Origin of the sequence: Microbulbifer sp. TB1203 (genome assembly GCF_030997045.1) — a bacterium.
GTDB lineage: Bacteria > Pseudomonadota > Gammaproteobacteria > Pseudomonadales > Cellvibrionaceae > Microbulbifer.
On the sequence record NZ_CP116899.1, the window covers coordinates 4162692 to 4181746 of the forward strand.

The 19055-nt window shown below is 59.3% G+C and carries 14 protein-coding genes; 11 read left to right on the plus strand and 3 right to left on the minus strand.

The features are described from left to right. Positions 1-96 precede the first annotated feature (96 nt). The 11 genes from PP263_RS17920 (at position 97) to PP263_RS17970 (ending at position 15176) form a co-directional block, all read left to right on the plus strand. Positions 97-1350, plus strand: a complete 1254-nt coding sequence (locus PP263_RS17920) for an efflux RND transporter periplasmic adaptor subunit (RefSeq protein ID WP_308365217.1) — start codon at positions 97-99, stop codon at positions 1348-1350. A gap of 2 nt (positions 1351-1352) precedes the next feature. Further along, positions 1353-4490: an efflux RND transporter permease subunit gene (locus tag PP263_RS17925; protein ID WP_308365219.1), complete on the plus strand. Its 3138-nt coding sequence runs from the start codon at positions 1353-1355 to the stop codon at positions 4488-4490. Between the two features lie 148 nt (positions 4491-4638). Then, positions 4639-5373 (plus strand): 16S rRNA (uracil(1498)-N(3))-methyltransferase, encoded by a 735-nt coding sequence (locus PP263_RS17930; protein ID WP_308365222.1) that lies wholly within the window; start codon positions 4639-4641, stop codon positions 5371-5373. 196 nt (positions 5374-5569) lie between these two features. Then, entirely contained in the window at positions 5570-5935 is a 366-nt protein-coding gene (locus PP263_RS17935) for a hypothetical protein (RefSeq protein ID WP_308365223.1), read from the plus strand. 7 nt (positions 5936-5942) lie between these two features. Continuing rightward, complete coding sequence (locus tag PP263_RS17940) at positions 5943-6590, plus strand: HAD family hydrolase (protein WP_308365225.1); 648 nt, start codon at positions 5943-5945, stop codon at positions 6588-6590. 73 nt (positions 6591-6663) lie between these two features. Further along, entirely contained in the window at positions 6664-7233 is a 570-nt protein-coding gene (locus PP263_RS17945) for an OmpA family protein (RefSeq protein WP_308365228.1), read from the plus strand. 160 nt (positions 7234-7393) lie between these two features. Then, positions 7394-7957: a YciI family protein gene (locus PP263_RS17950; RefSeq protein ID WP_308365229.1), complete on the plus strand. Its 564-nt coding sequence runs from the start codon at positions 7394-7396 to the stop codon at positions 7955-7957. A gap of 77 nt (positions 7958-8034) precedes the next feature. Continuing rightward, positions 8035-8445: a VOC family protein gene (locus PP263_RS17955; protein WP_308365231.1), complete on the plus strand. Its 411-nt coding sequence runs from the start codon at positions 8035-8037 to the stop codon at positions 8443-8445. 146 nt (positions 8446-8591) lie between these two features. Continuing rightward, positions 8592-9839, plus strand: coding sequence for an RNA polymerase sigma factor (locus PP263_RS17960; protein WP_308365234.1), 1248 nt, complete (start codon positions 8592-8594; stop codon positions 9837-9839). 365 nt (positions 9840-10204) lie between these two features. Further along, positions 10205-13144, plus strand: a complete 2940-nt coding sequence (locus PP263_RS17965; protein WP_308365235.1) for a TonB-dependent receptor domain-containing protein — start codon at positions 10205-10207, stop codon at positions 13142-13144. Between the two features lie 103 nt (positions 13145-13247). Next, on the plus strand, positions 13248-15176 hold the full coding sequence (locus tag PP263_RS17970) for a prolyl oligopeptidase family serine peptidase (RefSeq protein WP_308365237.1): 1929 nt from the start codon (positions 13248-13250) through the stop codon (positions 15174-15176). A 65-nt stretch (positions 15177-15241) separates the two neighbouring features. Here PP263_RS17970 and metF read toward each other — a convergent pair whose 3' ends face one another. The 3 genes from metF to metK form a co-directional block, all read right to left on the minus strand. Further along, positions 15242-16075, minus strand: coding sequence for a methylenetetrahydrofolate reductase [NAD(P)H] (gene metF, locus PP263_RS17975; protein ID WP_308365238.1), 834 nt, complete (start codon positions 16073-16075; stop codon positions 15242-15244). Between the two features lie 124 nt (positions 16076-16199). After that, positions 16200-17585 (minus strand): adenosylhomocysteinase, encoded by a 1386-nt coding sequence (ahcY, locus tag PP263_RS17980; RefSeq protein ID WP_308365239.1) that lies wholly within the window; start codon positions 17583-17585, stop codon positions 16200-16202. Positions 17586-17714: 129 nt separating this feature from the next. Next, a complete protein-coding gene (gene metK / locus PP263_RS17985) occupies positions 17715-18935 on the minus strand; it encodes a methionine adenosyltransferase (RefSeq protein WP_308365240.1) in 1221 nt (406 codons plus the stop codon). Positions 18936-19055 lie beyond the last annotated feature (120 nt).

The window sequence follows — 19055 nt, forward strand, 5'->3', positions numbered from 1 at the left end:
ATTTAGCTGCGACGGCCTGCATCCGAAAAGACCCCTTTCGTCGTCGAACTTCAGTAGAATGCGCAACTAGTTAAAATTTGATCAATGGGGATGGCTGTGACTCTGTCCAATAAAAACAAACTCCTGATTATCGTCCTTCTCGCGGGAGCAGCGCTGACGGCGGCGGTTCTGTTGATGGCGCCCAAGCCGGAGGAGAAGGAGACTGAGGCAGCAGTGCCGCCGGTAGCCGATGTGCTCTACGCCGAGCCGGGCCGGCAGACCCTGCTGGTACCCAGCCAGGGCTCGGTGCAGGCCCGCCACGAGATAGAGCTGGTGGCCCGGGTCGGCGGGGTGATCCAGAGCGTCAACGATGCCTTCGTCGCCGGTGGCTTCTTCGTTGAGGGCGAGCCGCTGGTGCAGATAGAGGCGGCGGACTACGAACACCAGCTCATCCGCGCTGAGGGCCAGGTGGCCAATGCAGCCTCCGCCCTGGCCCAGGAACAGGGGCGCTCCAAGCAGGCGAAGCGCGAGTGGCGCGACCTGGGCAGCGATACTGCCAACAGCCTGTTCCTGCGCAAGCCGCAACTGCGGGCGGCGGAGGCGGAACTGGCATCGGCCCGCGCGGACCGCGACCAGGCAGCGCTGGATTTGGCCCGGACCAAAGTCAGGGCGCCCTTTGCCGGCCGCGTGGTGGAGACTTTCGTGGATCTGGGCCAGTACGTTACCGCCGGCACCCGCCTGGCGCAGATTCACAGTACCGGTATCGCCGAAGTGCGCCTGCCGCTCACCGATCACCAGTTGTCCCTGCTGAACCTGCCGCTGGGTAAGTCCATCGAAAATGGCCCCGCGGTGCGCCTGCGCGCACGGATCGCCGGCCGCGAGCGCGAGTGGCGCGGCCAGTTGGTGCGCACCGAGGCCAGTATCGATCCGAACAGCCGTTTCGTCTATGCGGTGGCCCAGGTGCAGAATCCCTATAAGGGCGAGGTTCCGCTGGTAAACGGCCTCTTCGTGGAGGCGGACATCGCCGGCAAGACTTTCGACAATATCACCCGGCTGCCGCGCCAGGCGCTGCACGAAGGTGACCACCTGCTGGTGCTGGATGCGGAGAACAAGCTGCGCTTCAGGGAAGTGGAATTGTTGCAGGCGGTGGACGAGGATGTCTGGGTGCGCGGCGATATCGTCCCCGGCGAGCGGGTGGTCGTGTCCAGTCTCGGCTACTCCCGCGAGGGCATGGTGATCACCGCCAATCCACTGAACGACAAGCCGGCCGGCCTGTTGCTCGGCGACGAGGACGCGGCCGCTGAGCCGGCCGCTGAAGCCGCCTCTTCGGCCGCAGGCGCTGCAAGTGCCGCCACCGTGAGCGAGGGCTGATCATGCAGGGCATCATCGGATGGTTCGTACGCAACAGTAAGGCCGCCAACCTGCTGATGATCATGATCATCATCGGCGGCCTGTTCGGCATTCTCCATATCGGCCGCGAGGTGTTCCCGACCATCAACCCGGGCATAGTGCGGGTGGAAATCAGCTACCCCGGTGCAGGCCCTAAAGAGGTGGAGCAGCAGGTCACCCTGCGGGTGGAGCAGGCCATCGCCGACGTGAAGGGGATCAAGGAGGTGAACTCCCGGTCCATGCGCAGCCACAGCTCCGTGCAGGTCCAGGCGGTGGACGGCTACGACGAGCTGCGTCTGCTCAACGATATCAAGGTGCAGGTGGATTCCATCAACACCTTCCCCGCGGATATAGAGCGGCCGGTGATCTCCCTCGCTGAGTGGTCGGCGCAGATGATGCATATCGCCATCGGCGGACCGGTATCGCCGCGGCAGCTGAAGGACACGGCGCTGGACCTGCGCGACAAGCTGCTGCTGATCCCCGGCGTGCGCCAGATTGAAGTCTGGGGAGACCGTGCCGACGAGGTCTCCATCGAGGTCTCGGAACTGGACCTGCGTCGCTACAACCTGAGCTTTGACGATGTCGCCAATGCGGTGCGCCGCTCCTCCCTGGACCTGCCCGCGGGCATGGTGCGCTCCGATCGCGGCGATATCCAGGTGCAGACCCGCGGCCAGGCCTATACCGCCGCCGATTTCGCGCGTATTCCGCTGATCAGCCGCGCCGACGGCACTCAACTGCTGCTGGGCGACGTGGCGGACATAGAGGACGGCTTCGAGGAAGAGGGCTCGGTGATCCGCTTCAACGGCAAGCCGGCCATGAACCTGCGCGTGATGCAGGGCGAGCCGCTGGACGTGGTGGCCACCGCAGACGCCATCAAGGAGTTCATGGCCGAGGCCCGCGAGCAGTTGCCGCCGGGGATGGAATTCGAGATCTGGTTCGATTTCTCTGAGGCCTACGAGGGCCGCATGAACCTGCTGCTGGGCAACGCCCTGGGCGGCCTGGTACTGGTGTTCGTACTGCTGATGCTGTTCCTGCGCCCGCTGCTGGCAGTCTGGGTCACTATCGGCATCGCCACCGCCTTTATGGGCGCCTTCTGGCTGCTGCCGGTGACTGGGGTGACGCTGAACATGCTGTCGCTGTTCGCCTTCCTGCTGATCCTGGGGATCGTGGTGGATGATGCGATCATCGTAGGCGAGGCGGTGCACGCGGCCCACGATCGCGGCGTGACCGGGCTGGCGGCTGCCGAAGAGGGCGTCAAGCAAGTCTCCTCGCCAGTGATTTTCGCCGTGGTGTCCACCATGGTCTTCTTTGTACCCATGCTGTTCCTGCCCGGCTATACGTCGCAGATGATGCTGCCGCTGCCAGTGGTTGTGCTGCTGGCGCTGTCCTTCTCGCTGATCGAGTCGCTGTTGATACTGCCGGCGCACCTGGTGAATATGAAGCCGGAAAAAAAGGCTACATCCGGCCTTGGCCTCAAGCTGCAGAAACTGCGCGCCAAGTTCGCCGGCGGCATGACCGTGGCCAGCGAAAAATACTATATGCCGCTGCTGGAGAAATCCCTCGGCAACAGCCGCGTCACGGTGATGGTCTTCCTGATGTCGCTGCTGCTGTCCTTCGCGGTGTTCAAGGGCGGCTATATCGGCTCGGCCTTCTCACCCAAGGTGCCCTCCGACCTGCTTGAGCTGAATACCGTCATGGCCCCCGGGGAATCTTTCGAGGAGTCCAAGCGGGTCATGGAGCAGTTCGAGCGCGCCGGCGAGAAGCTGGCGGAGGACCCGGAGATGCTGGAGATAAACGACGGCGAACCATTTGTGAAGAACACCATGGTGTTCCTGTGGCGCGGCAACATCTACGTGATATTGCAGCTCACCGAGGGCGAGCTGCGCGACGTTACCTCCGAGCAGCTGGCGCTGCGCTGGCGCGAGTATATCGGCGAGTTGCCCGCCAGCGTCGAGGAGATGAACATCACCGCCACCATCAACGAAGACAACGGCGGCATGTCTCTGAACCTGAGCACCGCTTCCGGCGATATGGACGAACTGCGTGAAGCCGCCGATGCGGTGAAAAAGGCGCTGGACGGCTACGCCGGCGTCTACGATGTGCGCGACAACCTGGTCAGTGCCCGCCGGGATATAGAGATCCAGCTGAAACCCCACGCCACCAATATGGGCATCGGCCTCGCCGACGTAGCCAAGCAGGTGCGCCAGGGCTTCTACGGCGAAGAGGTACAGCGCATCCCCCGCGGCCGCGAGGACGTGCGGGTAATGGTGCGCTATCCAGAAGAGGAGCGTGCCAGCGAGGAGCAGATGGACCGCATCCGCATCCGTACCAGCGAGGGTGAGATTCCGTTCAGTGCAGTGGCCGATGCGGTCTATGTACCCGGCTACACCACCATCCGCCGCCACGACCGCGAGCGCACGGTACGGGTTACCGCGGAGCTGACCCCGGGCGCGGCTTCGGCCCACGAAATCCTGCAGCAGCTGCGCGAGAACAACGTGCCGGAATGGGAAAAGCAGTTCCCGGGTTTCTCGCTGAAAACCGGCGGTGAAATGCAGGAAGAGGAGGAGTTCAGTGGTGCCATCATTGCGTTCTTCGTGCTGTCGCTGTTTACGATCTATGCGTTGCTGGCGATCGCCTTCCGCTCCTATTCGCAGCCGTTGCTGATCCTCACCGCGGTGCCCTTCGGCTTCTTCGGCGCCCTCCTCGGCCACCTGCTGATGGGCCACGATATCAGCATCATGTCCATGCTCGGTTTCCTCGCCGCTGCGGGTGTGGTGGTGAACGACAACCTGGTGCTGATGGATCGCATCAACCAGCTGCGTGCCGAGGGCATGGCGGTGATGGACTCCGTGGTGCAGGCCGCTCGCGACCGCTTCCGCCCGATCATCCTGACTTCGCTCACCACCTTTATCGGCCTGGTGCCAATCATGTTCGAGCGCTCGATACAGGCGCAGTTCCTGATCCCCATGGTGATCAGCCTCGCATTCGGCGTACTCTGCGCCACCGCGGTGACCCTGATCCTGGTGCCCAACCTGTACAAGGTGATAGAGGTGCTGCGCATGAAGGTGCGTGGCCGCCGTGGGCTGGAAAAGGAACTGCCTGTGTCGATGGAAAAAGCCTGATGCTAAAACTCCCCTCTCCCGTTTGCGGGAGAGCTGGGGGAGAGTTGCGGGCCGTTGCTAAGCAGTATCCCGAGCGCCTAAACTAGCCCTGAATGAAATGCCGACCCGGAGTCGGCTTTTTTTATCTATCCTCAAGGAATTCCCGGAAATGCGCATCCCGCGTATCTTTTCCCCCGATTCGCTGGCCGGCCGCGACGAAATCGAACTGGACGAAGCCGCCTCCCGCCACCTGGTGAAGGTGCTGCGCCTCACCCCCGGCCGCCCGCTGGTGCTCTTCGACGGCAGCGGCGGTGAGTACGCCGCAGAACTGATCGATGCCGGCAAGAGAGCGCGGGTGCGCCTGGGGAGTTTTACCGCCGAGGATCGCCAGTCGCCGCTGGCCCTGACCCTGGCTATCGGCATCTCCCGCGGCGACCGCTTCGATTGGGTGGTGCAGAAGGCCACCGAACTGGGCGCGACGCAGATACAGCCGCTGTTTACCGAGCGTTGCGAGGTCAAACTGAGCGGCGAACGGCTGCAGAAAAAACTCGGCCACTGGCGCCAGATAGCCGCCAGCGCCTGCGAACAGTGTGCGCGCAACCGACTCCCGGCTATTGCCGAACCACTGAAGCTGGCGCAGTATCTCCAGACGGCCGAAAGCGGCCTGAAGCTGGTGCTGCACCACCGTACCGATCTCGACCTGCGCCAGCTGGAGCAACAGCGCGGCAGGCCGGATTCGGCGCTGCTGCTGGTGGGGCCGGAGGGCGGCCTGTCGCCGGCGGAGATCGATGCGGCGCTGCAGCGGGGATTTCTGCCGTTGCGCCTGGGGCCGCGAGTGCTGCGCACCGAAACGGCACCGGTGGCGGCGCTGTCGGTACTACAATTCCATTGGGGTGATTTTTAATTCAACCTGAATCCGTGACTTCATGACGAGCGCAGAGCACAAGCTCTTGACGCCACAGCGAATTTTCCTCAGTCGGCCGTAATCCCGGATACGCCACTCCCTCGGAAAATCCACTGTGACGCCAATATCTTGCACTCTGCACCCGCCTTGAAGCCACGGATTCAGGTTCAATAAACACAAACGCACGGAGCAGCTCATGACAAAACTCATCCTGTGGTTCCTGGCTCTTTTCATTCTCGTCGGATCCCTCGCCATCCTCATCAAACCGGAACTCCAACGCCAGTGGGTGGATAAACTCACCGGGGCGACCTACCGCTTCGTCGCTTGGATGGCCGTGGTCATCGGCCTGATATTGTTGATGCTGGCGGACACACGTAGCTGGGAGATCCTCTTCAAGGCCCTCGGCGTGATCGCGGTGCTGAAGGGCGCCTGGCTGCTGCAGGCGGGCTATCCGCACGGCAGGGATCGATTGCAGCGCCTTGTGGGCGGCAATGACCTTCTGGTACGTATCTTTGGCGGCATCGGTGTGCTGGTCGCGCTGGTACTCTTTTCTGCGAGCTAGTCTAAAGATGTTTGCAACAGAACTGGTGATTTTCGATTGCGACGGCGTGCTGGTGGACAGTGAAAGTATTGTCTGCCGTATCCTCGCCGAGGAGATGAACAAGCTCGGCCTGGAGACGACCGCCGAGGAGCTGGACGAACAGTTCAGCGGTCGCCCGGCGGGAGATTGCCTGCTGGAAATCGAAACTCTCTACGGCGGCCCGCTGCCGGAACACTATTTCCACAACACTGAGCGTCGCATCCGCGAGGCGTTTCATGCCGAACTGCAGCCGATTTCCGGCATCGAGGACCTGCTCGATCACCTGTTGCAGGTCAATCTGCAGAGCTGCGTGGCCTCCTCCGGTTCCCACGAGAAAATGCAGCTGACCCTCAATCGCACAGGCCTCTACGAATACTTCGATGGGCGTATTTTCAGCGTCGACGACGTGTCCCGCGGCAAGCCCTGGCCGGATCTGTTCCTGCACGCGGCGCAGACCATGGGGGTGGAGCCCCAGCACTGCCTAGTGGTGGAGGACTCCATCTCCGGGGTCAAGGCCGCGGTGGCCGCTGGCATGCCGGTGATCGCGTATAGCGACAACCCCCGCCGCGCGACGCAGCTGAAAAAAGCGGGTGCGCGGGTAGTGAGCGACGTGATGGCGGTGCTGAACTTCCTTTAAACCGCGGCGCCCCCGGCGATGGTCTACAATGGATTTAACGCCAGCCGCCGCCAGATGCCGAGGTTTCCCGCCCATGGCGAACGCCCGTTTTGCCGTTTTCCTGTCGTTGCCGCTGCTCGCTGCCCTGGCGCTGGGCGGCTGTTACGACCCCCACAAGAAATACGTCCTGAACCCTCCATCGGTGGCGGACAGCGAAGGCGAAAAGGCCGCCCGCAATGCCGCCCCCTTTGCTGATGAACTGGTGCGCTACCTGCGCGGTAAACCGCGTGACCAGGGTAGTGAATTTATTCTGAATGTGGAGTTCGAGTACGGCGGCTTTGCCCCCCGCATGGACAGCCTCGGGGATATCGAGGCGCTGCTGGTCATCATGCGTGACTATCCGGACCTGCGCATTGCCATCGAGGGACACACCGACAACGAGGGCAAGGCGGAGAAAAACCTGAAACTATCCCAGTGGCGCGCGAACTGGGTGCGCAGCTTCCTGCTGGAAAGGGGCATTGCCGGGGACCGGGTGCAGGCCGAGGGTTTCGGCGACAGCCGGCCGATCGCCGACAACGACACTCCGGAGGGGCGCAAGCAGAACCGCCGTCTGGTGATCCGTATTCTCAATTTCGATCAACCGCCGGTATCGGCGGAGCGATAGGAGGAGCCTCCCGATGTCAGGTTGGCGTTTGTTGGCCGCGATGAGTTTCGCCGTGGTGGCCGGCCCGGGCTTTGCCTAGTTCAATTAACTGATAACTGACTGTCGATTTCCCCCGCCCCTGCGCGACTAGTTGTGAGAACACAGCGAGTGCGAGGGCATCGTGAAATATCTGGGGCTGGTTTACCCGCCGGAATCCACCGCGCTACATTTGGCGCCACCGCTGGTGGCGGTGGCGCTGATTGCGGCTCGGGACCTGAATCAGGCCGTCCAGCGGGCCCTTGCATTGCTGCGTTTGAAAAATGATATCGCCGTTCTCCGGCGTATAGTATCGACCGCCGGCCTAGGCTTTGCCGGCAGCACAATAAACGAGGAGATCGCCATGAAGTATCTGTGCCTGGTTTACAGCGAAGAGGACAAACTGCACTCGATGCCGGACAGCCCGGAGGATCCCGAGTGCCAGGCCTATGCCGAATCCGTGGCCACGAGCGGCCGCATGCTGGCAGCGGAGGCCCTGGAGCCGGTGAGCAGCGCCACCACAGTGCGTATGCGCGGCGGTGTGGTCAGCATCACCGACGGGCCCTTTGCCGAAACCAAGGAACAACTGGCCGGCTTCTACCTGCTGGATGCACAGAACCTGGATGAAGCGCTGGAGATCGCCGCAGGCATACCCGCTGCGCGGGTGGGTAGTGTGGAAGTGCGTCCGGTGCGCCAGTTGGAAGTCTAGCCATCGCAATAATTACCCCCTCTCCCCAAAGGGAGAGGGGATTGAATGCAACAAACCACTTAACAGGGAAAATAGTTATGCGATTCAGCCCCTACCTGAATTTTCAAGGCAACTGCAAAGAGGCCTTCGAGTTTTACGCCCAAGTACTCGGCGGAGAGATCATCGCAATGATGACCTTTGCCGAGGCGCCCCCGGAAGCGGACATTTCCCCGGAAGCGCGTGACCAGGTGATGCACGCGCAGCTGAAAGTCGGGGAGGAGGTTTTTATGGCCTCCGATGCGCCGAATAGCTACAAGCCTGCACAGGGGATGCATATCACCATCGGTGTCGACACGCCGGAAGAGGCGGAGCGCATCTACAAGGCCCTGTCGAAGGGCGGTGAGATCACCATGCCCATGGAGGAGACTTTCTGGGCACAGCGCTTCGCCATGTTCACCGACCGCTTCGGCACCCCGTGGATGGTCAATTGCGACAAGCCGCAGCAATAGCGCCTGTTGTCCGCTGCCATTCGATGGTTGAATAACCGCCTCGGTTTTTTGTAGGAGCGGCCCATGGCCGCGATCGGCCTTGCCAGTGGCAAAGATCGATCGCGGCCATGGGCCGCTCCTACGGAATCAGGCAGAGAGGCGCGGCGGTGGTACAGGAAAAAGCAATACAGATACAACTTGAGGAAATCTACCGCGCGGAATCCCGCCGGGTGCTGGCCACCCTGATCCGCCTGCTGGGAGATTTCGAACTGGCGGAGGAGGCGCTGCACGAAGCCTTCACCGCGGCCCTCAAACAGTGGCCGGAAGAGGGCGTGCCGGGCAATCCGCGCGCCTGGCTGGTATCCACCGGCCGTTTCAAGGCCATCGACCGGCTGCGCCGACAAGCGCGCCAGGACCCGCTCACCGAGGAAATGGCGGAGAAGCTGGAGTCCGATACCGGCGATCCCGCCGACTGGGCCGAGGACCGGGTGGAGGACGACCACCTGCGGCTGATCTTCACCTGCTGCCACCCGGCGCTGTCCATGGACGCGCGGGTAGCCCTCACCCTGCGCGAAGTCTGCGGCCTCACCACTGAGGAGATCGCCAGCGCCTTCCTCAGCGCCCCCGCCACCCTGGCCCAGCGCATCGTGCGCGCGAAAAACAAGATCCGCAGCGCCGGCATTCCCTACCAGATCCCGGGGCGGCGCGATCTCCCCGAGCGATTGGACGGCGTACTGCGGGTGATTTACCTCGTCTTTAACGAAGGCTACTCCGCGTCCACCGGTGAAGCGCTGACCCGCGCGGACCTGAGCGGCGAGGCCATCCGCCTGGGCCGCCTGCTCAACCAGCTGTTGCCCGATGCGGAAGTCCAGGGCCTGCTGGCACTCATGCTGTTGAACGAATCCCGCCGCAATGCCCGTACCGACGCCGTCGGCGAGCTGGTGCTGCTGGAAGACCAGGACCGCAGCCAGTGGGATCGGGAGCTGATTGCCGAGGGCGTGACACTGGTTCAGAGCGCGCTGCGCTCCCAGCGCTTCGGACCCTATTCGCTGCAGGCGGCGATCGCCGCGGTACATGCCGAGGCCCCCAGCGCCGGTGAGACGGACTGGCGGGAGATCGTCGGCCTCTACGACGTGCTGCTGCGATTGGCCCCGGGGCCCGTTGTGGCGCTGAACCGCGCGGTGGCGGTGGCCATGCGCGACGGGCCCGAAGCGGGCCTGGAGCTGGTGGAGGAAATACTCGCGAGTGGCGAACTGGCGGACTACCATCTTGCCCACGCGGCGCGGGCGGATCTGTGCCGGCGGCTTGGGAAAATAGAGGATGCTAAAGCTTCCTATGGGAGGGCTCTGGAGCTTGCGCGGCAGGAGCCTGAAGTGCGCTTTCTGCACAAGCAACTGCGAGAGCTTGGTCAGTAAAAACCAGCATTACAATGTATGCAGCCCCATATTCGATGGACATGCGTGCAAGGATTGCTCACAAAATGCACAAATTGGCTTGCATAACAAGCGTTGCCAGTCTCTATTGCCCAAGTCTCTCCCCCTCTCAGCAGAATTAGATTTGCATCCGCGAACTAAAAATCTGTAACACCTGTACCTAAATTGGCGTACAAATCCTCCCTATAAAGATAAATTTTTTCTTTTTTCTCGATTTGGCCACAAGGTATCGAGCGACAGCTTGTATGTCGTTATTATAAAAAGTGCCCTACAGGGACATGAGAGACCAGAAGACCTGTAAGGAAAATTTAATTACGAATAAAAAATAATAATTTTTGGAGGATTAAATGGAGCTCAAGTTCAATAGGAATTTTTTGAGCCTTGCAATTGCGGGATCACTTTCAGTGGGGGCGCCATATTTGCCCGCACAGGAAAATAATGATAGAGAAATCCTTGAAACGCAATCTGTAGATGCCGGACAGATCGAGCCGGCGCCCCAGGAGGAAATACTTGAGAACGTGGTGGTTACCGGTTCGCGTATCAAGCGCGATACGTACAGCAGTACCGCCCCAATAGCGGTAATAACTTCTGACAAAAGTGCGCTTGCCGGACTGGTAAATGCGTCTGATATTCTTCAGAATTCCTCCGTGGCATCCGGCCAGCAGATCGATGATTCGTTTTCGGGTTACGTAACTGACGGGGGGCCCGGCGCCCATGCCATATCCCTGCGCGGTCTCGGCGGTCAGCGCTCGCTGGTACTGGTCAACGGCAAGCGTTGGGCACCTTCCGGTGTGCGCGGCTCCACTAACTCTGTCGATCTGACTGCTTTACCGTCGGGACTTGTAAGTCGTTACGAGATTCTGAAAGATGGTGCTTCATCCATTTATGGCGCCGATGCGATTGCGGGTGTAGTCAACGCAATTACCCGGGAATCCATAGATGGCGGCCGTGTAGACTTTACATACCGCATGCCGGAAATGGGTGAGGGGGAAGACTATTCACTGGATGGAGTCTGGGGTGCAACTGGCGATAACTGGAGTGTTAACCTGGCCTCAAGTTTTTACAAGCAGACCGAAATTGTCCAAAGTGATCTCGACTATGCCGAATGTACGACGCGACCGCGCCTGACCGATAACGATGGCAATGGCACCATCGATAACCGCGACCCGGCTACTGGCAAAGAGCTTTGTTTCGGAACGATTTATGGCTTCGCTGTATCTCCGTTTGGATGGGCTCGTTTCGATCCGTCCCTGGGGCCGGGTGCCGATACAAGCAACCCGAATTACGATCCGGAAATCAACGGAACCTACGGAATCCCCTACTACACAACGGTACCTGAGACTGAACTGGATAACTCCGGAGAATTCTATATAGATAGCCGCGGCGCTAAAATTGCCCAGGTACAGACAGAGATGGATCTGATCAATATCTCGTCATTGGGCAACTACGACTTTGCAATTAACGAGCTGAGCGCGACTGCTTACTACGAGTTTTACTATAACCGTCGCGAAACACAGTCTAATAGCGGCTACTCACAATTCTTTCCCCTGGTTCCAGCGGACAATCCGACAAACCCGTTTGGTACTAATGGCCCGTTGGCCGCATTTGGCGGCTTTGCCGTACAACCTGTGTTGCCCAGTTACGAGCTACTCGACCCCAAATATGAAGTCGCTCTCGATCGATACAATTTTTTTACCGGACTTAAAGGCGACCTGTCGGCAACCTGGACCTACGATGCCTATATAGGTTATGGCTATTCCAAGGGAACTTACGGTACAGAGCTGTTTCTGGATGATCGTGTAACTGCTTCTCTCAATGCTGAGCTGGATGTAGACGGTAATCTGGTCTGTAAGGACCTTGCCAATAACCCCGGCTGCGTGGCTGCCAATCTTTTTACCGAAGATGCGCTGCTGAACGGCCGGCTGACCCAGGCGGAACTCGACTATCTGACCGCGTGGACCGAGGGTGAAACCACCTACGACGCTGTCCAGTTTGCAGGCCATGCGACCGGTGAACTCTTCAGTATGCCCGCCGGCGAGGTAATGGGCGTGATCGGTGTAGAGTATCGTCAGGAATCCATAGACGATGTGCCGGATGAGCACTCCCAGGCCGACAACCTCTGGGGATTTTCTGCGGCCCGGCGCACCAAGGGTACGGATAAGGTCAAAGAGGTTTATGGTGAGCTGGAGTTACCCCTTCTCGCCAATACCGTGATCGCCGAGGACCTCAGTTTGAATGTGTCTACTCGTTGGACCGATTACGATTCTTACGGTGATGACACTACCTATCGCGCCGCTTTGAACTGGCAGGTGCTGCCGAGTTTCCGTCTGCGGGCAACCAAAGGTACCTCTTTCCGTGCTCCGGATCTTTTTGAAATATTCTTGGGTGACGAGACGGGTTTTTCTCCCGGCCTGGCTGATCCCTGTTTGAATTATACGTCCACATTCGATCCGGGTGATATCATCTACCAGAACTGTGCGGCAGTGGTCTCTGAAGATTTCGGCGAGAACGGCAACAGCTCAATCCTGACCATCACCGGTGGTGCCGACGACCTGAAGGCGGAGACCTCCGATTCCCATACTTACGGTTTTGTCTGGCAGCCTGATGAAATTGACCTTTCCGTGGCGGTAAGCTGGTACGATATCGAGCTGAGCAATACCGTGCAGAGCCTGAGCGCAACCAGCCTGCTGCTTAACTGCTACGGCTCAGAGGATTTCTCGAGTCCATTCTGTTCGCGCGTCGGTGCCCGCGATGACGATGGCTTCATAAGTTCCATTGATGCGTCCTTCATCAATGTCGGCAAGTTCAATTCCTCCGGCTACGATATCGATATGCTGTATGAGCACTCTTTCAATAGCTTCGATCTGAGCGTCGATACCACAATCACATATACCGATGAATCCAACTCTGAAATTCTCGGTGAAACGGAGAACTATGAAGGTGCGTTTGGGTTTCCACACTGGCGTGGCGATATGGACGTTGGTATTGACTACAAGGAGTGGGAGTTTAACTGGCGTATCGACTACATAGGCTCGACCGCTGAAGAGCCCAATGAGCGCCTGATCACACAGACCGACAACGAGCTGTATCACACGATATCGGCCCGCTATACACAGGGCGACTGGCGGTTGTTGGCTACAGTTCGCAACCTGCTCGACGATGAGCCGCCTATCGTTTCTGATGGTACGGGTTCCGTATCTGCCACCAGGGTTTTCAATACTCTGCCCGGTTCCGGATACCCGATGTTCGGCCGTACCTTTATGGTGCAGCTTGGATATGAGTTCTAATCCGCAGTTGTAAATTGCAGTATGTCAGTCAGTGCGCTGGCTGACATACTTCCTTTGCCAACGGGACCATATAACCGATAAAACAAGCTACTGGCAGATAGAAATGATTGGTAAGTTATACAAAATTCTAATTATCCCGCTTGTGCCCATGCTTTTCTCCGTCATGGCTGCGGCCAAGGAGGTTCCTCTCGAGGCCTGGGTGCACGATCCTCTGATTGACGCGGTGGTAGTTAATCCCGCAGGTACTCATATAGCCGCATTGACACTTGCCGATGTCAATGAGGCGCCGTTTGCTACGATATGGGGTGTGCAATCACTGTCAAAGGTGCCGAAACGCTTTCGACCAAAAGATAGTAAGCTGATCGCGTTGCAATGGCTTAGCGACGACAAGCTGTTTGCTGTCGGTCGGCAGAAGTTTGACTACCGCCTGGGCGCTACGACCACTAAGTGGTTCCGGAATATTCCTTACATCCTGAACCCGAAAACCGGAAAGTTTCGCGAGTTGATGAGGCACCGGGACGATATTCAGTCCGCTTCGGTGGTCAATTTGCTCTCTGACAAGCCCGACAAGGTCCTCATTAGTATCACTACGAATCAGCGCGCTGAAGAGTATCTTGAGCTGGATCTGAAACGCCTGACTACCAAGCGCGTATTCCGTGGCGATGACCGAAGTTCCTTTTCGATAGACACCCTCGGGAGGATCGCCGTCAAGCAACAGATCGATGGATCTGGAGATGAGATCCGCCTGATCACTTCATTGAAGAACCAGAAGTCAGGCCAATGGGAAGAGCACTTTACTTTCTACGCTGCCAAACGTGAGGGTGTCGGGCTCGATGGCATAACCGTTGCGGCGGACGGGTCAGTCTATGTCTCGGACAATACAGGCCGTGATAAGGCTGTCATCAGGAAGTATGACCCGGAAACAAGAGAGCTCGGTGAGCCTCTGTTTGTGGGTGAGAACTTCGAAACCTTCGGAATCATGACAAAGCCTTACCCGCAAGCGGGGAAGTCCGATTTGATCGGTTACCGGGTCGCGGGTCCCGCGATCGAAACCGTCTATACGGACCCTCTATATGCGCAATTGCAGGAAAAGGTTAACGCCGCGCTGCCCGAAGATCAGGTCCACAGAATGACCTCAATGTCGCGGGGTTTGGGTTTGATAGTGATCTTTTCCTCTGGTCCCAGAGAGCCCGGTGCATATAGCCTGCTGATCAATGGCAGCCAGTTGCTGCCGCTGGGACGCAGCTTCCCGAATATCGATCCGAATGAAATGTCGGATATGCAGTTCATCACTTATAAGGCTCGCGACGGACTTGAAATACCAGCCTTCCTGACTATACCGTCTACCGGAAAGCCGCCATACCCTGCGGTGATCATGCCCCACGGTGGCCCCTGGGCGCGAGATTATCTCGGTTGGGATATGTGGGCGCAGTTCCTGGCAAATCGCGGCTATGCGGTATTGCAGCCCCAGTATCGGGGTTCCGAAGGGTGGGGCCAGAAATTGTGGCGAGCCGGGGACCGTGAGTGGGGTCAGAAAATGCAGGACGATAAGGACGATGGCGCACAATGGCTGGTAAAGCAGGGCATCACCACGAAAGACCGTATAGCCATTTACGGCTATTCCTACGGGGGCTATGCCGCGATGGCAGCGACAGTGCGCGAAGACAATCCCTATCAGTGCGCCATCGCGGGAGCCGGCTTATCGGAACTGGACACCTTTGATAAGATCACGTTTGAAAATCCGTTCAATCGTGAATTCCAGAATCCAACTATTGCCGGCCTGTCCCCGCATTACAATGCTGAAAAAGCAAATATTCCACTATTCATTTTTCATGGTGACAGGGACCAGCGGGTGCCGTTGGATCAATCGCGCAAGTTTTACAGCAAGCTTGAAGAACTCGATAAGCCAGTTAAATATATGGAGATCCCGGATCTTTGGCACAGTATGCCCTGGTTCCCGCAGCACCATTATGCGGTACTGTCTTCTCTTGAGGAGTACCTACAGAATGACTGTGGGCCGGGAGGGCTTTGATTTATCTTGACGCAGTTGCAAAAAGCCCGGCATTGCCGGGCTTTTTTGTACAGGAATTTCGGTTGCTATCCGAGCTCCAGGTTTTTCAAGATGCTCGCGTTGGGCTCCGCTTGGTTCATGGTATAGAAGTGCAACCCCGGAGCTCCCCCTTCCAGCAGGGTTTCACAGAGATCGGTCACCACTTCCAGTCCCAGCTTTTTGATATCCTCCGGATCGCTAAAACTCTCCATTCGGTTGCGCAGCCAGCGCGGAATTTCCGCACCACAGTTGCGGGAGAAGCGCGCCAGGTTGGCGAAATTGGTGATCGGCATGATGCCCGGGTAAATGGGCGCCTCTATGCCGGCCTTTTCGCACTGATCGATAAAATAGAAATAGGCATCCGGATTGTAGAAATACTGGGTAAGGGCGCTGTTGGCGCCGGCATCGAACTTGGCTTTCAGGTAGCGGATATCGTCGTCGTAGCTCTCCGACTCCGGGTGGATTTCCGGGTAGGCGGCCACTTCCAGGTGGAACTGGTCGCCGGTGTGGCGGCGGATAAAGGCCACGAGTTCGTTCGCATACACCATCTGCGCCACTGCGCCCATGCCCGAGGGCATATCGCCGCGCAGGGCGACGATACGGTCCACGCCCGCTTCCCTATACCGGTTCAGCAGTCCGAGAATCGTTTCCTCGTTGTCGCCGCCGAAGGACAAGTGCGGGGCGATGGAGATGCCGTCGCGGCGCAGGCCGGTAACGATATCCGCGGTGGTTTCGCGGGTGGTGCCGCCGGCGCCGTAGGTGACGGAAAAGAATTCCGGCTGGAATTCCTGCAGTGCCTCGCGGGTCTTGTACAGTTTCTCCCGGCCCTCGGGGGTTTTGGGGGGGAAGAATTCAAAGCTGATGCGAATCGAGTTGGTCATAATGCAATTCTCAGTCCCCAGGTTTTCTGGATTCCGGCATGAGCTTCGCTGCTCTAGCGAGTCGCCGGAATGACGACAGTTGAATCGTCATGCCGGCGGAGGCCGGCATCCAGTACCCGGGTAATTAATACTTGTAACTTTCCGGCTTGTAGGGCCCATCCACAGAGACGCCAATATATTTGGCCTGCTCCTCGGTCATCCGCGTAATCACGCCGCCGAAGCCTTCGACCATATAGCGTGCCACTTCCTCGTCCAGTTCCTTCGGCAACACTTTCACGTAGAGTGCGGAGACCTTCTGGTCCGCCGGCAGCTCGGCAAATTTTTCCTTGAACAGGTGGATCTGCGCCAGCACTTGGTTGGCGAAGGAGCCGTCCATAATGCGGCTGGGGTGGCCGGTGGCGTTGCCCAGGTTGACCAGGCGGCCCTCGGAGAGTAGCAGCAGGTGATCGTTGTTTTCGCTGTTGCGAACGATCTTGTGCACCTGCGGCTTCACTTCCTGCCAATCCCAGTGCTTGCGCATGTAGGCGGTGTCTATCTCGTTGTCGAAGTGACCGATATTGCACACCACCGCGCCGCTTTTCAGCGCCTGCAGCATATTGGCATCGCACACATTGGTGTTGCCGGTGGTGGTCACAAGCAGATCGGTGTTGGCCAGCAGCTCGCGGTTGATGCTGTCGGCGGTTCCGGTATTGATGCCGTCCTTATAGGGCGACACCAGCTCGAAGCCGTCCATGCACGCCTGCATCGCGCAGATGGGGTCCACTTCGGAAATTTTGACGATCATGCCCTCCTGGCGTAGGGAGGCGGCGGAGCCCTTGCCCACGTCGCCGTAGCCGATCACCAGCGCCTTCTTGCCCGACAGCAAATGGTCGGTGCCGCGCTTGATGGCGTCGTTGAGGCTGTGGCGGCAGCCGTATTTGTTGTCGTTCTTGCTCTTGGTGACCGCGTCGTTGACGTTGATTGCCGGCACTTTCAGCGTGCCCTCGCGCAGCATTTCCTGCAGGCGGTGCACACCGGTGGTGGTCTCCTCGCTGACGCCGTGGCACTGGTCGAGAATTTCCGGGTATTTGCGGTGCAGCAGCTCGGTGAGATCGCCGCCGTCGTCGAGAATCATGTTCGGCTGCCAGCCGGCCACGCCCGCGCCCACAGTGTGCTCCAGGCACCATTCGTATTCCTCTTCGGTTTCCCCTTTCCAGGCGAACACCGGAATACCATTGGCGGCGATGGCCGCGGCGGCGTGGTCCTGGGTGGAGAAAATATTGCACGAGGACCAGCGGACTTCCGCGCCCAGCGCAACCAGGGTTTCGATCAGCACCGCGGTCTGGATGGTCATATGGATGCATCCCATGATGCGCGCGCCGGCCAGCGGCTGCTCGGCGCGGTACTTCTCGCGCAGCGCCATCAGTGCGGGCATTTCCCCCTCGGCGATTTCGATCTCGCGGCGGCCCCAGTCCGCCAATGTGATATCGGCCACTTTGAAATCTTTAAATTCGGTGCTCATCTGGTTCATCGTCTTTTACCCAATCAATTCGTTTCTTTTCCTGTAGGAGCGGGCCATGCCCGCGATCCAAAATGCCAACAACACAGCCTGATCGCGGGCATGGCCCGCTCCTACAGCGCAATCGTGCGAGTCCCGTTATTAAATCCCCGCCTGCGCGCGCAGCGTCTCCGCCTTGTCGGTCTTTTCCCATGGAAACGCGGTAAAGGTCTCGCTGCGCGCCTCGCCGTCGCTGTCCGTCCAGTTGTAGGTGTGGGTGAAGGGCTCGCGGCCGAAGTGGCCGTAGGCGGCGGTCAATTGGTACATCGGGTGCAGCAGGTCCAGCGCTTTGGAAATCGCATAGGGGCGGAGGTCGAAGTGCTCGCGCACCAGTTCGATCAGTTTGTCCTCACTCACCCTGCCGGTGCCGAAGGTGTTGATGGACACCGAGGTGGGCTCGGCCACGCCGATGGCGTAGGAGACCTGGATTTCACAGCGGCTGGCCAGTCCGGCGGCGACGATATTCTTGGCCACGTAGCGGCCGGCATATGCCGCGGAGCGGTCCACCTTGGAGGGGTCCTTGCCGGAGAAGGCGCCACCGCCGTGGCGGGCCATGCCGCCGTAGGTGTCGACGATGATCTTGCGTCCGGTGAGACCGCAGTCGCCCACGGGCCCGCCGATCACGAAGTTGCCGGTGGGATTGATATGGTACTTGGTGTCCGCGTGCAGCCACTCCGCGGGCAGCGTGTGGTGCACGATCAGCTCCATCACCGCCTCGCGCAGGTCCGCCTGGCTCACCTCCGGATTGTGCTGGGTGGAGAGCACCACCGCGTCGATGGCGCAGGGCCTGCCCTGCTCGTCGTAGCGGAAGGTCACCTGGCTTTTGGCGTCCGGGCGCAGCCAGGGCAGCAGGCCGGACTTGCGCGCTTCCGCCTGGCGCTCCACCAGCCGGTGCGCGTAGTAGATGGGGGCGGGCATAAAGGTGGAGGTCTCGTCGGTGGCGAAGCCGAACATCAGTCCCTGGTCGCCGGCGCCCTGGTCTTCCGGTCTGGAGCGGTCCACGCCCTGGGCGATATCCAGGGACTGCTTGCCGATCACGTTGAGCACGCCGCAGGTCTCGCCATCGAAGCCCACGTCGGAGGAGGTGTAGCCGATATCGCAGATCACCTTGCGCACCAGTTCCTCCAGGTCCGCCCAGGCGGTGGTGGAGATTTCGCCGGCGATAATCGCGATGCCGGTTTTCACCAGGGTCTCGCAGGCCACCCGCGCCTGCTTGTCACGGGCCAGCAGGGCGTCCAGTAATGCGTCGGAAATCTGGTCGGCAATCTTGTCCGGGTGTCCTTCCGATACGGACTCCGAGGTAAACAGTCTGTACTCACTCATGTGGCAGTCTCCATTTATTCCGCCGCGGCGGTTCAAAAATTCCACTTAAATTACTTTAATGTTCGTCATACCGGCGCAGGCCGGTATCCAGTTTCGTGGCACCTGGATTCCGGCCTTCAC